The following is a 13,181-nucleotide window of genomic DNA, read 5'->3' on the forward strand; positions in this document are numbered from 1 at the left end:
GCGATCACGCACCCGACCACGGCTTGACCTTCAAGAAGCCGCCGCCGTCGACACGGAGTTGTTGCCCGGTGATGTAGCGCGCCGCGTCGGACGCGAGGAACAGCACCGCCTCGCTGATGTCCTCGGGTTCGACGTAGGGGATCGGCATCGCCTGCACGAACGGGAAAACCGGTTCGGCGTCCTCGCGGGTCGGCTCCTTCAGGTCGGGCCGGAAGGCCCGATACATCGGCGGGCTGTGCAGCATGTCGGTGTTGACGTTGGTGGGGTGCACGGCGTTCATCCGGATGGAGAACCGGGCGAGCGCCAGGGCGAAGTCGTTAACATAGTGCGCGGCAGCCAGTTTCGCGAAGGCGTATCCGGCCCCGCCGGGGCCCCCGTCGATGCCCGTGGTGTTCATCGATGACATGAACGCGGCGTTGGAACCGATCACGATGATCGACGCGCCGGCTTGCAGATGCTTGAGGCTCGCGTGCACCAGGTTCAGCACGCCCACCAGGTCCACGTCCACCGCGTCGGCGAACGCCTGCGGGGGCAGCCCCGCGGTGAGCGGACAGATGCCCGCGTTGGCGACGACGATGTCCAGATGCCCGAATTCGGCGACGCCCTCGTCGATCGCCGCGGACAACGCCGCGCGGTCGCGCACGTCGGCGACCGCGGTGAACGCGCGCTGTCCCTCCTTCTCCACCAACCGGGCCGTCTCGTCCAGGTCCTCCGGCCGGGCCAGGGGGTACTCGTTGGTCTCGATGTCGGCGCACAGGTCCACCGCGATGATGTCCGCGCCCTCGGCGGCCAGCATGCGCGCGTGTGAACGCCCCTGACCGCGCGCCGCGCCGCTGATCACGGCCACCTTGCCCGTTACCCTGCCCATCGCCCGTCCTTCGTCCCGTGTCCCGCTACCGCGTTGCGGTCGAACGCGACCCGGTTGCGCCGGGATGCGCGGTCACGGGTGTCGGAACGGCGCCGACGGTCGGATCCATCGCATCCCTTTTCAAAAAAACTGCCCTGACCTGCAGCGGGTCTACCGCTACGCCTTAGACTAGCTAGAATATCTAAAATAGCAAGGAATGGTCGTTGGGCGAGGGAGTCGGGTATGTCGGACGTGCGCGGTGGTGTCCTTTCCGGGGTGCGGGTGGTCGAGTTGGCCTCGTGGACCTACGTGCCGTCGGCCGGTGCGGCCCTGGCGGACTGGGGTGCCGACGTGATCAAAGTCGAAGGCGTCGCCTCGGGTGATCCGGGGCGCGCGCTGGTGGTCGGCGGGTTCACCCGGCAAGCGGCGCGCCCGGATGCCGATTTCATCCTCGAGTTGGGCAATCGCGGCAAGCGCAGCATCGCCATCGACATCAAGTCCGAGACCGGTCGGGAGCTGTTCGGCCGCCTGTTGGCCAGTGCCGATGTGTTCCTTACCAATTGGCTTCCCGGTGCGCTGGAGCGGGCCCGGCTGACCGTGGACGACATCCGCGCGTTCAACCCGAAAATCATCATCGCGCGCGGCACGGGGCTTGGGGTGCGCGGGCCGGATCGCGACCGCGGCGGGTTCGACGCGGCCACCTACCTCGCCCGGGGCGGGGTCGCCTACACGCTCACGCCGTTCGGCACCGAGACGCCCGCCGTGCAGGGGCCGGGGTTCGGTGACCTCCAGGGCGGGGCGACGCTGGCCGGCGGCGTGTGCGCCGCGCTGTTTCATCGCGAACGCACCGGCGAGCCGACGATCGTCGATTCGTCGCTGCTGGCCCAGGCGATGTGGGCGATTGCGCCGTCCATCTGCGCGGCCGACTTCTTCGACATCGACGGCATCCCCGGCGCACCGCCCGGGTTGGCCATCAACCCCCTCGTCAACAGGTACAAGACCCGGGACGGCCGGTGGATCCAGTTGGTGTTCTTGCAGCCGGACAAGTTCTGGGCGGGTTTCTGTCAGCGCATGGGCCTGGCCGAGCTCGCGACCGATGAGCGCTTCGTGCCGTCCAGCAACCTGATAGCCAACGCCGCGGCCGCCACCCAGATCCTGACCGACGTGTTCGCCCTCCACGACCTGGCCCACTGGCAAAAGGCGCTCGAGGACGAGCCCGGCGTGTGGGGCGCCCTGGCGACGCCGCGGGAAACCCTCAATGATCCGCAGGTCGAGCCCAACGGGTACGTGATCACCAACGTCGACGATTACGGGGAGAAGTACCGGATCGTCGCCGCGCCCGTTCAGTTCGACGAAACCCCGCCGGCGCCCGCGCGAGCGCCGGAACACGGCCAGCACACGGAGGAGATCCTGCTGGAGCTCGACGTCGACTGGGACGACATCGCCAGGGCCAAGGACCTCAACGCGATTCTGTAGGGCGCATCGACGAAAGGCGCAATCTATGAGGACCAAAGTCATCGCGTGCCGATAACCGGGTGACCTATGCCGCCCGCGGTCGTACGTTCGGTGCGAGGAGACCGACATGACTGCATTCATGCGCGCCAGCGACGCGTTCACCTGGGCGATGGAAAGTGACCCACGGCTGCGATCCACCGTGGTCAGTGTCGTGCTTTTGGACCGGTCCCCGGACTGGGGCGAAGTGCGGACGCGATTCGACCTGATCAGCCGCAAGCTGCCGATGTTCCGGCAGCGGGTGGTGCAGTCGCCCCCGCCGGCCCCGCCGCGGTGGGAGAACTATCGCGACTTCGACCTGGACTACCACCTGCGGCGAACGACCCTGTCCGCGCCCGCGACCCTCGACGACGTGCTCGAGATGGCGCGGGTGGCCGAGATGCAGGACTTCGACCGGGCCCGCGCGCTGTGGGAGACCACGTTCGTCGACGGCCTGCAAGACGGTGGGGCCGCCATGATCTGCAAGTTCCACCACGCGCTGACCGACGGGGTCGGCGGTGTCCAGATCGCGATGAACCTGTTCGATCTCTCCGAAAATCTGTATCCGCTCGACTCCCTGCCGCCCGAACCGGAGGTCGCGGAGTCGTCGCTGCTCGGTGGCTATCGCGATGCCGTGCGCTATGACACGGGCCTGCTCAACGGAGCCCTGACCGGCGCGGCCATCCGCGTGCCGCGCTTGATGTACGACGGTGTTCGGCGGCCCGTGGCCACCATCCGCTCCGCGGCGACCACCGCGGCGTCGGTCTACCGAACCGTCCGGCCGATAAACCGGACCGGGTCGTCGCTGGCGACCGACCGCGGCCTGATCCGGCGCCTCGGCGTGCATCAGGTGCCGAAGCGGCCGCTGCGGGAGGCGGCCCACCGCTGCGGCGGGGCGCTGAACGACGCTTTCGTCGCCGGGGTCGCGGGCGGACTGCGCATCTACCACGAGAAGCACGGCGTCGAGGTGGGCGACTTGCACATCTCGATGCCGATCAGCCTGCGAACCGAAGACGACGGCATGGGCGGGAACCGGATCACCCTGATGCGCTTCGACGTGCCCGTCGGCGAAGCCGATCCGGCGAAGCGCATCGCGGCGATACGGCGGCGCACCGCGGCGGTGCGCAACGAAAGGTCGCTGCCGTACACGCAATTGATCGCCGGGGTCCTGAACCTGGCGCCCCGGTGGTACATCGGCTCCGTCCTGCGTCACGTGGATTTCGTGGCCAGCGATGTACCCGGCGTTCCGGTGCCGGTGTTCCTCGGTGGCGCCGCGGTGCGCGCGCAGTATGCCTTCGGCCCCACGATCGGATCGGCGGTCAACGTCACCCTGCTCACGTACGTCGACACCTGCGCGCTCGGTTTGAACATCGACACCACCGCGATTCCCGACTACGACGTGTTCCATGACGCGATCGTCAGCGGCTTCGACGAATTACTCGCCTTGGCAAGCTAATTCGGAATTATTGATTAGCGGCCGATCCCGAAACGGTCACGGGCGCGTATCGATCTCGGCGGTGCTCTGGCACAACGTGGCCGATCGACAAATCATGGCACAGGGCGCTATTGAGGTTTGCGGCCGCGACGATGCGTAGCGCAGGAATTCCTCATCCGCTACGCGAGTGCGGATTCGCGACGGCGCCGCAGGAGGTATCCATCAATGACGACGAATTGGGTTCCCGCCCAGACTTCGTGTGGCCCGCACTCCGGCCGCATTCTCGACACCGCGCGGGGCATCCTCATCGGCCTGCGCCGCTGCCCGTCGGACGCCGCGCTGGACGAATTGCACAGCGCGGCATTGCGGCACAAGGTGCCGGTATTCGCGATGGCGTGGGCGCTGGTGCACCTGGCCGGCGACGGCGAGAAGACACCGAGCTTCACCGATGCGCAGTCCGCGGCTCGGCACGAGTGGGGACAGCTGTTCGCGTCGGCCGCGGTGCCCTGCTGACCCGTTGGGACGGCCGAGCTTTCGAGGGGTAAACCCGGCCGTCTCCAACATCTAGCGGGCCCAGGCCGGCGATTCGGCCGCCGCCCGCAAGGCGGCGACGATGCGCTCTTCCTTTTCGGCGAAGCGCTCCGTCGGCGCCGGCACCGAGATGGCGACCATGTTGTCGGCCGTGGCGCGCCGCGCGATCGCGGCGGCGGATATCCCCGGGGTGTGCTCGTCGCGGTCGAAAGCGATGCCCGTGCAACGGATCTCGTCGATCTCCCCGCGGAGCCGGTCGGCGGTCTCGGCGGCCAGGCGCGAGAGCACCGCCTCGACGTCGGCGTCGTCGAGGGCCGCGAGCGCCGCCTTGCCGTTGGCGGTCGATTCCAGCGGGAACCGAACGCCGATGGCCGAGACGGCGCGCAGGCGGTGCGTCGATTCGATCTGGTCGATGAACCACATGCGCTGCCCGCGCAGCACCGACAGGTCGACCGTTTCGCCGTCGGTCGCCCGCGCCACCCGTTCGATGGTCGGCCGGAAGATGGCCGCAAGGCGCGCCCCGTCGGAATTGCCGAACCCGAGCAAGCGGTCGCCCAGGGAGAAGCGGCCCTGGGAATCGACGCTGGCCAGCCCGACCTCCACCAGGCCCACCAGCAGCCGGCGGGACGTGGACTTGGCCAGGCCCAGCCGCTCACCGAGGTCGACGAGCCGCAGCCGGCCGGGCTCCGCGGCGATCTCGTCCAGCGCGGCCGTGCGGCGCCGCAGCACCTGGATCCCTTCGTCGCGAGCGGCCGAAAGATTTCTCCCCGGGGACGGCATCCGTCCAATATAGTGTTCCGCATCGCGGATCGTAAAGATTCGAAGAACGAATCGAAGGGGATTCGGATGAGCGGGCTTCCGGACGGGCGGCACCACTTTCGCGGCGATGACGGCTACGAGGCGGCCCGCCGCCGCACCGTGTGGCACCAGCGGGTGCCGGACCGCTATCCCGAAGTGATCGTGCAGGCCGTCGGCGCCGACGACATCGTCGCCGGCATCCGCTACGCCACCGCCCACGGACTGAAAGTCAGCGTCGTCTCGGGCGGGCACAGCTTCGCCGCCAGCCACCTGCGCGACGGCTCCGTGCTGCTCGACGTCAGCCGGCTCGACCACGTCTCGATCGACACCGAGCAGGGCGTCGCCCGAGTGGGCCCGGGCAAGGGCGGCAGCCTGCTGATGGCCGAGCTCGAGGCGCAGGGCCTGTTCTTCCCCGGCGGCCACTGCAAGGGCGTCTGCCTCGGGGGCTACCTGCTGCAGGGCGGCTACGGCTGGAACAGCCGCGTCTACGGACCGGCCTGCGAGAGCGTCGTCGGCCTCGACGTGGTCACCGCCGACGGCGAACAGATCCACTGCGACGCCAGCAACAACGCCGATCTCTACTGGGCGGCGCGCGGCGCGGGGCCGGGCTTCTTCGCCGTGGTCACGGCGTTCTACCTCAAGCTCTATCCGCGCCCCGCGGTGTGCGGCACCAGCGTCTACGTCTACCCGTTCGAGCTGGCGGACGAGGTTTTCACCTGGGCCCGCGCGGTCAGCGCCGACGTGGACCCCCGCGTCGAGTTGCAGGCCGTGGCCTCCCGCGGCGAACCGAACATGGGCATCGAAGTCCCGTGCATTTCGTTCGCGTCGCCGGCGTTTGCCGACTCCGAGGAGGAGGCCGAAAAGGCCCTGTCACTGTTCGGCACCTGCCCGGTCGCCGACCAGGCGCTCGTCAAGATTCCCTACCTGCCAACCGACTTGCCCACCTGGTATGACGTCGCGATGAGCCACTACCTGTCCGACCATCACTACGCGGTGGACAACATGTGGACCTCGGCGCCGGCCGAAGACCTGCTGCCGGGCATCCGGACGATCCTGGACACGATGCCCCCGCATCCCGCGCACTTTCTGTGGCTGAACTGGGGGCCCTGCCCGCCCCGCCAAGACATGGCCTACAGCATCGAGGGCGACATCTACCTGGCGCTCTACGGGTCCTGGAAGGACCCGGCCGACGAGGCGAAGTATGCCGACTGGGCGCAGTCCAACATGATCGCGATGTCCGAGTTCGCCATCGGCATTCAACTCGCCGACGAGAACCTCGGCGGGCGCCCGGCGCGGTTCGCCAGCGACGCCGCCATGGCCAAGCTCGACCGCGTGCGCGCCGAGTACGACCCCGACGGTTTGTTCAACAGCTGGATGGGACGACTGTGATGGCCGGCGAGACGTATCTGGGCTACCGCGACGACGACGCAAAAACCCCGTTCGGCAAGTTCTTCAAGCCCGAAATGGCGCCGCTGCCAATCCATGTCGTCGAGGCGCTGAACCACGGGCCGCAAGGCGCGATGGCGCTGTCGGCGTTCGACGACGCCGCGAGCGTGGCCGACGACGGCTACCAGCGGACCGAGAATGGCTACGGGGTCCTCGACGACGGCGGTTACCAGGTGTCGGTGCGCACCGACATGCCGGACGTCACGCCCGCGATGTGGTCCTGGTGGTTCGGCTGGCACGGTTGCGACACCCGGCGTTACAAGTTGTGGCACCCGCGGGCGCACCTGAGCGCCGCCTGGAAAGGGCAGCGGCAAGACGGCCGCGACGATGAGGGGGCCGGCCGTCGGGGACCCCAGCGCTACATCGGACGCTGGTCGCTGATCAGCGAGTACATCGGCTCGACGAAGCTCAACGGCGCAATCCAATTCGTCGATCCGGCGAGCATGGGCTGCCCACCCGACAGCGACGCGGCGGTGGCGATCTGTGCCCGGCTGGGCTCCAGCGAGGCCCCCGTCGACGTCGGATGGTTCATCCACCACGTCCGGTCGACCCCGACCGGGGCCGAGATGCGGTCGCGCTTCTGGATGGGCGGACGGCACATCGAGGTGCGCAACGTGCCGGGCGTCGCGTCGCGGGCGGTGCGCCCGATCGCCGCGCGGGTGCTCGGTAATGCGGAGACCAGCGCGCGCAACCTGATGGTGCATTGCGCCCAGGAGATGAATCACCTGGCGGGCTTCCTTCCGCAACTGTTCGAGGCCTTCGGCGACGAATAGGCGCGGCCGCTAGCGACGACGACTGCGGGTGGCTGTTTCTCGACACCAGCCACCGGCACAACCGCCGCTGGTGCAGTGCGGCCGACTGCGGCAACCGGGCCCGGGTCCGCAGGTTCTACGAGCGCAGGTCGTCAGGCGGGCGGCAGCTGTCGCGGGCCGGCGGGTGAATCCAGCTCCGCCGGTCCGTCCCGCCGCGTCAGTTCCGGATCCGTGCCCCGCTGCGACGTGCCGAGCGCTGGGCCACGCCGCGCCCGGCCGCCCACCTGCCGGTGCGTCACCGCCGGACGGTCCGCGCGCGTCGAGTCGATGAATCCGCTTCTCGGGGAATCGGATTCGCCGGCGGCGGGGGCCGCGGCGGCGCCCTGGCCCGGCTCGGAACTTTCGGAGTCCACCGTGATCTTGTGGGTGCGGCGCAGGGCGAAGGTGATCTCCTCGACCTCTTCGAAGACCTGGCGAGCGGTGCGCAGCGGCGCGCTGGTGGTGTCGATCACCCGCGCGACGAACGGCGGCACCAGCGGGCGGATCCACCGCGCGGCCGCCTTGGTGGCGTCGGGAATCGACGGGATCGGCGACGCGGTGCGCTCTTCAGGGAGCGCGACCTCCCGCGCGACGGGCGCCGGCAAGTTCTCCACCTCGGCGCTGTGCGTCGGGGTCGGCAGCCCCATGGCCGCGCGGCTGGCGGCCTCGGCTTCCGCCGCGATGGGCAGGTAGATGTCGTCGTCGGCCGGCTCGAAGGCGCGTTGCGACGATGCCTTCACCACCGGCGGTTCGATGGCATCCGCGATCCGCCGACGCTGCTGCTCCCGGTCGATTTCGGTCTGGGCCTCGATGGCCAGCCGGGCCTGGGTCAGCTGGTGCTCGGCCCACATGATCTCGGCCTCCCGACGGATCTCGGCCCGCTTGATCGCGATCGCGGTGTCCGCCTCGAGTTCCGCGCGTTCGCGCTCGGCGCGCGCCGCCGTGTGGCGATCGTGGGTGGTCTCGCCGCGCCAGCGGCCCAGGATCAGCGGCAGCAGGTAGAGCAGTACGCAAAAGGCGTCGGTCAGCAGCCGAAGCGTCAGCGCGCCGGCGCCCAGGTCGTTCATCGCGACCCAGCGCGCGCCGAGTCCGTGATCGGCGCCGGCGACCACGCCGCGGCGCGCTTCGTCCAGCGCTCGTTCCTGGCGCGCGATCGTCGCGTCCAGCGCGGGCGCCTGGCGGTCGCGTGCGGCCAGGGCACTGTCGAGTTCGCGCTGGCTGTCGGCGAGAAGTTCGTTCGCCGTTCGTGTTTCGGGCCCGGCGCCGGGATCACCGGTGATCCGGGTCTGCGGGCAGCCGGGGGTCGGACGGTATTCGCAGCGCGCGGTGACCAGGGCCTGATCCTGCTGCTGGTGGGCCCGGTCGACGGCGCCGTCGAGCGCGGCGCGCGCGTTCCTGGTTTGTTGCAGCGCCGCCGACGCCTGCGCGACCGGTGCCGCCGATCCGGCGCCGCGCAGGGCGCGTTCGTCGAGACGGTGGTCGATCGAGCCGGACAGCAGGACGATGGCGGCAAGTTCACCGACGACGACGCCGAGCGCCGCCGCAACCACCGCGCGTGCGGCAACGCCGGGGCGGCCGCGGTGAGACCCCGAGGTGGTCGCGCGGGTGACCGCGCCGATTAGCAGGCCGAAGACCAAGGCCAGCGGCAGCACCGCAAGCAGTGGCCAGCGGGCCGACTCGCTCACCGCCAGGGTCGCGACCAGCCAGGCCAGCAACCCGCCGAACAACACCACGGCGCCGGCCACCGCGTGCGTGGAGCGCTCGTGGCGCTCACCCAGTTCCCGCGACTGCCCGCCGCCGAGCCAGGTGAGCACGCCCGCGGGCGAGACTTCCGAGCGCCGGTCGGTAACCATCTGGGCGCACATCGAAAACACCTCCCAAGTCAACAAGCCTCCCAGGCCACCGCCCGCCGCACCGAATCGAACGGCCCCCCGTGTGGCGTGCTTCACAACAACGCGGCCGAATCGCCGGTGATCCGGGCGGGGGAGCTGCGGACGCGGATTTTTGGCGACGCGTGCAGATCAGCGACGGTTCCGACGGCCGACATGAGACGGTATAAGCCTATGGAGAATCACGATTATCTCACCTACGAAGAGTTCGGACGCAGATTCTTCGAGGTCGCCGTCACCCCCGAGCGTGTCGCGGCCGCCTTCGCCGACATCGCCGGCAACGAGTTCGCCATGGAGCCCATCGCGCAGGGGCCCGGCGGCATCGCCAAGGTGAGCGCCAACGTCAAGATCCACGAACCCAAGGTCACCCGTCGCCTGGGTGACAGCATCACGTTCGTCATCCACATCCCCCTGTCGATCGATCTGCTGCTCGACCTTCGGCTCGACAAGCAGCGGTTCGTGGTCTCCGGAGACATCGCGTTGCGGGCGACGGCGCGGGCCGCCGAGCCGCTGCTGCTGATCGTCGACGTCAGCAAGCCGCGGCCCTCCGACATCACGGTCAACGTGTCGTCGAAGTCCTTCCGCGGTGAGGTGTTGCGCATCCTCGCCGGCGTCGACGGCGAGATCCGCCGGTTCGTCGCCCAGTACGTCGCCGAGGAGATCGACGCGCCCCAGTCGCAGTCCGCGCAGATAATCGACGTGGCGCAGCAACTGAACGAAACCTGGCCCTAGCGCGCAACGCATAGGCTCGGCCCGCCCGGGGTACTCAGTCCCCGTTGCGCGCCGGTGGCCGCGCTGCCATGGTGGCGCCAAACCGCCACCATCGTCTGGGGAGGAGCGGCAGGACTTGGCACGAGTGGATGTTTCGGTGTCGTCGAAGGTGGACCCGGAGGCCGCCTGGAAGCTGGCGTCCGACCTCAGCCGATTCGACGAGTGGATGACGATTTTCGCCGGCTGGCGCGGGCCCATTCCCGACCAGATCGAGGAGGGCACCTGCGTTTCGTCGTGCGTGAAGGTCAAGGGTTTCCGCAACGTCATTCACTGGACGGTCACCCGCTACGACGAGCCGAAATCGATTGAGCTGCAAGGCCGCGGACGCGGCGGTATTCGGCTCGGCGTGGCGATGACCGTCACGGACAAGCATCCGGGGACCGATTTTCACCTCACCGCCGACCTGCGGGGCGGATTGCTCAGCGGTCCGATCGGAGGGTTGGTCGCCCGCGTTCTGCGCTCCGACGTGGAAAAGTCCGTGAAAAACCTGGCCTCGCTGCAATAGGTTCGCTGCAATAGGCGAGACGGTCTAGCGCGCCGCGTGGCCGACCGGCCAGTCCCGCTCCGTCTCGCGAATCCGCCTGCGGTCCATGGCAAGCCATGCCAGGCCGGCCCCGAACGCGAGCATGGCGAAGATGGCGGCGGCCACCCCCGCGCCGGCGTCTCCCAGCGCGAAAGTGGCCACGCACACCGCGAACGCCAGGACCGCGGCCCCGACGATGACCAGCCCGGGCGTGCGCCCGAAATCGTCGAAGTCTCGCTTGGCACCGAGTCGGCGAGTGGTGCTCTCGACAGGGCCGTGCGTCATGGCCGCCTCCTCCGGTCGCTTCGTTCGGGCGCTTTTTGGGAGCTACCCGAATCGCCGTCGGAACAAACGACGGGGGCGGCCGGCTACAGCGTCTGGTGCCGCCCGAAGTACTTGTGGTCCTCGCTGTAACCGCCGTAGCCGCTGCCGATGTCGCGGTAGTCGGCGACGAACTCGATTCCCTTGATCCACTTGACGAGCTTGAAGCCGTGCTGCAATTCGTTGCGCAACCGCAGCGGCTTGCCGTGCATGTAGGGGAGCGGCTGGTCGTTCATGTTGTAGGCGAGCATCGTCATGTGGTGGTCCAGCTGACCGATGTGGTGGGCGTTGTAATAGATGCCGCCGGTCGCGCCGAGGCCCATCGAATAAAACACCGCCCATTTGGCTTCCGGCAGCGGCTTGACGATGTCCATGATCGTCTTCATTTGCACGCCACCCCATTTCGCGACGCCCGACCAGGCCTGGATGCAGAAGTGCTGGCTGATCTGCTCGTGGTAGGGCAGCGCCTTCAGGTCCTCGAGCGAGAACTCCATCGGGTGCTCGACCAGACCGTAGACCTTGAGCCGCCAGTCCTTGAAGTCGTTGGCCTCCAGCTCCTTGTATTCGACGGTCTCCGGCAGGCGGCCGTTGCGCCAGTGGTGCGGCGAGATGTCCTTTTCGGTGAAGGCGCCCGGCTTCGGGTCGAGTTGCTCCAGCAGGCGCTGGAACGGGCCGACGAGCGCGTAGCCGACCCGCTGGATCACCCGGGGATGGCGAATGGTGAAGGGCGTGGCCCACACCCAGGCGACCGCCGTCACCACCATCGCCGCGGCGAAGATCCAGAAACCCACCCAGCTGTCGTCGTCACGCGAGGCGAACATGTGGTTGAGGTTCTGCAGCGCGCCGGTGGTCAACACCATCGTCACGTGGACCAAGATGAAGAACAGGAAGTACACCAGCACAACGAAATGCAGGGAGCGCGCGTGCTGAATGCTCAGCCGCTTGCTCAGCCAGTGGACGCGCTGCGACAGTGCCGGCGACATGCCCAAGCCGGTGATCAGGGCCGCCGGCGCGGCGATGAAAACCGTCGTGAAATAGGCGAGCAGCTGCAGGCCGTTGTAGGCGACCCAGCCGTTGTCCTTTGGCCAGTCCAGCGAGAGGTACTGCACCGCAACGGATACGGCGTTGGGAAAGACATCCCAATTGGTGGGCACGATGTGGCGCCACTGACCGGTGGCGAACAGCAGCACGTAGAAGACCAACCCGTTGACGAGCCAGAGCACGTCGATGCCGAGGTGCCACCACCGGGCCAGCCCGATGGAATGCCGGAATCCCGGCAACCCGAGTTGCGGTGGCAGCGCGACGGTGTCGGCGTTGGCCGTCCACAGCTCGTCGTCGGGCACCGGCGGCCCCACCCGCAACCACTCGTCCTTGCCCGGGGTGGCGTTGCGGCTGAAGTAGAGCCGGGGATGGTCACAAAGGATCTGGATGCCCGTCCGGATGATGAACATCATCATGAACAGGTTGAAGAAGTGGGTCCACCCGATCCATGCGGGCAGGCCCGGGCTGACACCGGTGTGGGTGTCGGTTCCCGGGTAGCGCTGGATGAACGACTGCACCGCCGGCATGTTGTGCAGGCCTTTGCCGATCGCCACGCCCACGACCAACAGGGCGAAACCGATCGGGATCAGCCACAGCAGGTTGAACCACCGGTCGCGGCCGATGCGCAGCTTCGGGGCGGTCGCCCGCCGGGTGAGATCGAAACCGCCACCGTAGGTTTCGACATCGATGATGTCTTCGGCGGTGTGGATCTCGTTGCGGTAGTCCGGGGCGGACTGAAGCGGCGTGCCCACTGCGAGTGTCGATACGTTGCCGTTCGGTGCTTGCCGTTCCGCGGTGGCTTCAGAAATGTCGACGTTGCGGTTCCGATGTTCGGTGTTCGTCACGCGGCCGAAAATACACGAACGCAATTGGATTAATTGGACTCGATCGGGAAGAAAAGCGCCGCCACGCGGCGTCGGAAACGGTACGGCCGCCGGCAACAGTTGCCGACGGGCAAAATCCGCCCCGGCACGGATAGCCGTTTCAGCATTTGCTCAACAAAACCGGTGATATCGCCGCATATACGGTTCCTTAAAGGCGCCTGTGGATTTGGGCACAAGTTTCTGGATGATCCCGGCGGCGCGCCGGGCGCCACGCATCGACGCGCCGGCCGGGTTCCGGGAGCGGTCCCGGGCGGCTGCACCGACGCCCACGGCGCGATGCCCGCCGCAACGGCTGCGTTTGGCCCCCGCCAGCAAAATGAATTCGCGGCACAAAGCCGAGCGGCCCCACCAAAGTTGGGTTACTGTACGGCGTCCGGACGACCGCGCATCGACAGGCAATGTTCGGGCAAATA

13 protein-coding genes are annotated in these 13,181 nt (G+C 68.2%); 8 read left to right on the forward strand and 5 right to left on the reverse strand.

Features of this window, described 5'->3' with window-relative positions:
* Nucleotides 1-4: 4 nt before the first annotated feature.
* The gene (locus A5730_RS04820; RefSeq protein WP_067896364.1) at nt 5-868 is read right to left on the reverse strand and encodes a mycofactocin-coupled SDR family oxidoreductase; all 864 of its coding nucleotides are present in this window, start codon (nt 866-868) and stop codon (nt 5-7) included.
* Nucleotides 869-1,090: 222 nt separating this feature from the next.
* Between A5730_RS04820 and A5730_RS04825 the strand changes: the two genes are divergently transcribed.
* From A5730_RS04825 to A5730_RS04835, 3 genes are all read left to right on the forward strand, one after another.
* Entirely contained in the window at nt 1,091-2,323 is a 1,233-nt protein-coding gene (locus A5730_RS04825; protein WP_067896366.1) for a CaiB/BaiF CoA-transferase family protein, read from the forward strand.
* A 106-nt stretch (nt 2,324-2,429) separates the two neighbouring features.
* Nucleotides 2,430-3,794 (forward strand): wax ester/triacylglycerol synthase domain-containing protein, encoded by a 1,365-nt coding sequence (locus A5730_RS04830; RefSeq protein ID WP_067896369.1) that lies wholly within the window; start codon nt 2,430-2,432, stop codon nt 3,792-3,794.
* Nucleotides 3,795-3,998: 204 nt separating this feature from the next.
* Nucleotides 3,999-4,286 carry an ANTAR domain-containing protein gene (locus A5730_RS04835; protein WP_055402192.1) on the forward strand — a complete coding sequence of 96 codons (288 nt, stop codon included), beginning with the start codon at nt 3,999-4,001 and terminating at the stop codon, nt 4,284-4,286.
* 51 nt (nt 4,287-4,337) lie between these two features.
* On the opposite strand, the gene A5730_RS04840 is transcribed toward A5730_RS04835, so the two are convergent.
* Nucleotides 4,338-5,084, reverse strand: coding sequence for an IclR family transcriptional regulator (locus tag A5730_RS04840; RefSeq protein WP_067896372.1), 747 nt, complete (start codon nt 5,082-5,084; stop codon nt 4,338-4,340).
* A gap of 66 nt (nt 5,085-5,150) precedes the next feature.
* Between A5730_RS04840 and A5730_RS04845 the strand changes: the two genes are divergently transcribed.
* Genes A5730_RS04845 through A5730_RS25380 form a run of 3 tightly spaced genes read left to right on the forward strand, consistent with a single transcriptional unit; the run spans nt 5,151 to nt 7,488 of the window.
* On the forward strand, nt 5,151-6,491 hold the full coding sequence (locus A5730_RS04845; RefSeq protein WP_067896375.1) for an FAD-binding oxidoreductase: 1,341 nt from the start codon (nt 5,151-5,153) through the stop codon (nt 6,489-6,491).
* Complete coding sequence (locus A5730_RS04850; RefSeq protein ID WP_067896378.1) at nt 6,491-7,321, forward strand: DAPG hydrolase family protein; 831 nt, start codon at nt 6,491-6,493, stop codon at nt 7,319-7,321. Before A5730_RS04845 ends, A5730_RS04850 begins: the two co-directional genes overlap by 1 nt.
* Nucleotides 7,252-7,488, forward strand: a complete 237-nt coding sequence (locus tag A5730_RS25380; protein ID WP_082946716.1) for a CGNR zinc finger domain-containing protein — start codon at nt 7,252-7,254, stop codon at nt 7,486-7,488. The genes A5730_RS04850 and A5730_RS25380 overlap by 70 nt, the downstream gene beginning before the upstream one ends.
* Here A5730_RS25380 and A5730_RS04855 read toward each other — a convergent pair.
* Nucleotides 7,453-9,204, reverse strand: a complete 1,752-nt coding sequence (locus A5730_RS04855) for a DUF4407 domain-containing protein (protein ID WP_067896436.1) — start codon at nt 9,202-9,204, stop codon at nt 7,453-7,455. The two genes, A5730_RS25380 and A5730_RS04855, sit on opposite strands and share 36 nt — an antisense overlap.
* Nucleotides 9,205-9,402: 198 nt before the next feature.
* Here A5730_RS04855 and A5730_RS04860 point away from each other — a divergent pair, with 198 nt between their 5' ends.
* Nucleotides 9,403-9,960, forward strand: coding sequence for a hypothetical protein (locus tag A5730_RS04860; protein ID WP_067896381.1), 558 nt, complete (start codon nt 9,403-9,405; stop codon nt 9,958-9,960).
* Nucleotides 9,961-10,075: 115 nt separating this feature from the next.
* Complete coding sequence (locus tag A5730_RS04865; protein WP_082459812.1) at nt 10,076-10,504, forward strand: SRPBCC family protein; 429 nt, start codon at nt 10,076-10,078, stop codon at nt 10,502-10,504.
* A 24-nt stretch (nt 10,505-10,528) separates the two neighbouring features.
* On the opposite strand, the gene A5730_RS04870 is transcribed toward A5730_RS04865, so the two are convergent.
* Together A5730_RS04870 and A5730_RS04875 are read right to left on the reverse strand one after the other, a co-directional pair.
* On the reverse strand, nt 10,529-10,807 hold the full coding sequence (locus A5730_RS04870) for a hypothetical protein (RefSeq protein ID WP_067896384.1): 279 nt from the start codon (nt 10,805-10,807) through the stop codon (nt 10,529-10,531).
* Between the two features lie 83 nt (nt 10,808-10,890).
* Complete coding sequence (locus A5730_RS04875; protein ID WP_067896438.1) at nt 10,891-12,636, reverse strand: molybdopterin-dependent oxidoreductase; 1,746 nt, start codon at nt 12,634-12,636, stop codon at nt 10,891-10,893.
* Nucleotides 12,637-13,181: the final 545 nt, after the last annotated feature.

This window comes from Mycobacterium sp. ACS4054 (assembly GCF_001667275.1).
Classification (GTDB): domain Bacteria; phylum Actinomycetota; class Actinomycetes; order Mycobacteriales; family Mycobacteriaceae; genus Mycobacterium.

Excerpts from the sequence above, each read along its gene's own strand:
- A5730_RS04820 (WP_067896364.1), bottom strand. The coding sequence starts at position 868 with ATGGGCAGGGTAACGGGCAAGGTGGCCGTGATCAGCGGCGCGGCGCGC.
- A5730_RS04825 (WP_067896366.1), top strand. The coding sequence starts at position 1,091 with ATGTCGGACGTGCGCGGTGGTGTCCTTTCCGGGGTGCGGGTGGTCGAG.
- A5730_RS04830 (WP_067896369.1), top strand. The coding sequence starts at position 2,430 with ATGACTGCATTCATGCGCGCCAGCGACGCGTTCACCTGGGCGATGGAA.
- A5730_RS04835 (WP_055402192.1), top strand. The coding sequence starts at position 3,999 with ATGACGACGAATTGGGTTCCCGCCCAGACTTCGTGTGGCCCGCACTCC.
- A5730_RS04840 (WP_067896372.1), bottom strand. The coding sequence starts at position 5,084 with ATGCCGTCCCCGGGGAGAAATCTTTCGGCCGCTCGCGACGAAGGGATC.
- A5730_RS04845 (WP_067896375.1), top strand. The coding sequence starts at position 5,151 with ATGAGCGGGCTTCCGGACGGGCGGCACCACTTTCGCGGCGATGACGGC.
- A5730_RS04850 (WP_067896378.1), top strand. The coding sequence starts at position 6,491 with ATGGCCGGCGAGACGTATCTGGGCTACCGCGACGACGACGCAAAAACC.
- A5730_RS04855 (WP_067896436.1), bottom strand. The coding sequence starts at position 9,204 with ATGTGCGCCCAGATGGTTACCGACCGGCGCTCGGAAGTCTCGCCCGCG.
- A5730_RS04860 (WP_067896381.1), top strand. The coding sequence starts at position 9,403 with ATGGAGAATCACGATTATCTCACCTACGAAGAGTTCGGACGCAGATTC.
- A5730_RS04870 (WP_067896384.1), bottom strand. The coding sequence starts at position 10,807 with ATGACGCACGGCCCTGTCGAGAGCACCACTCGCCGACTCGGTGCCAAG.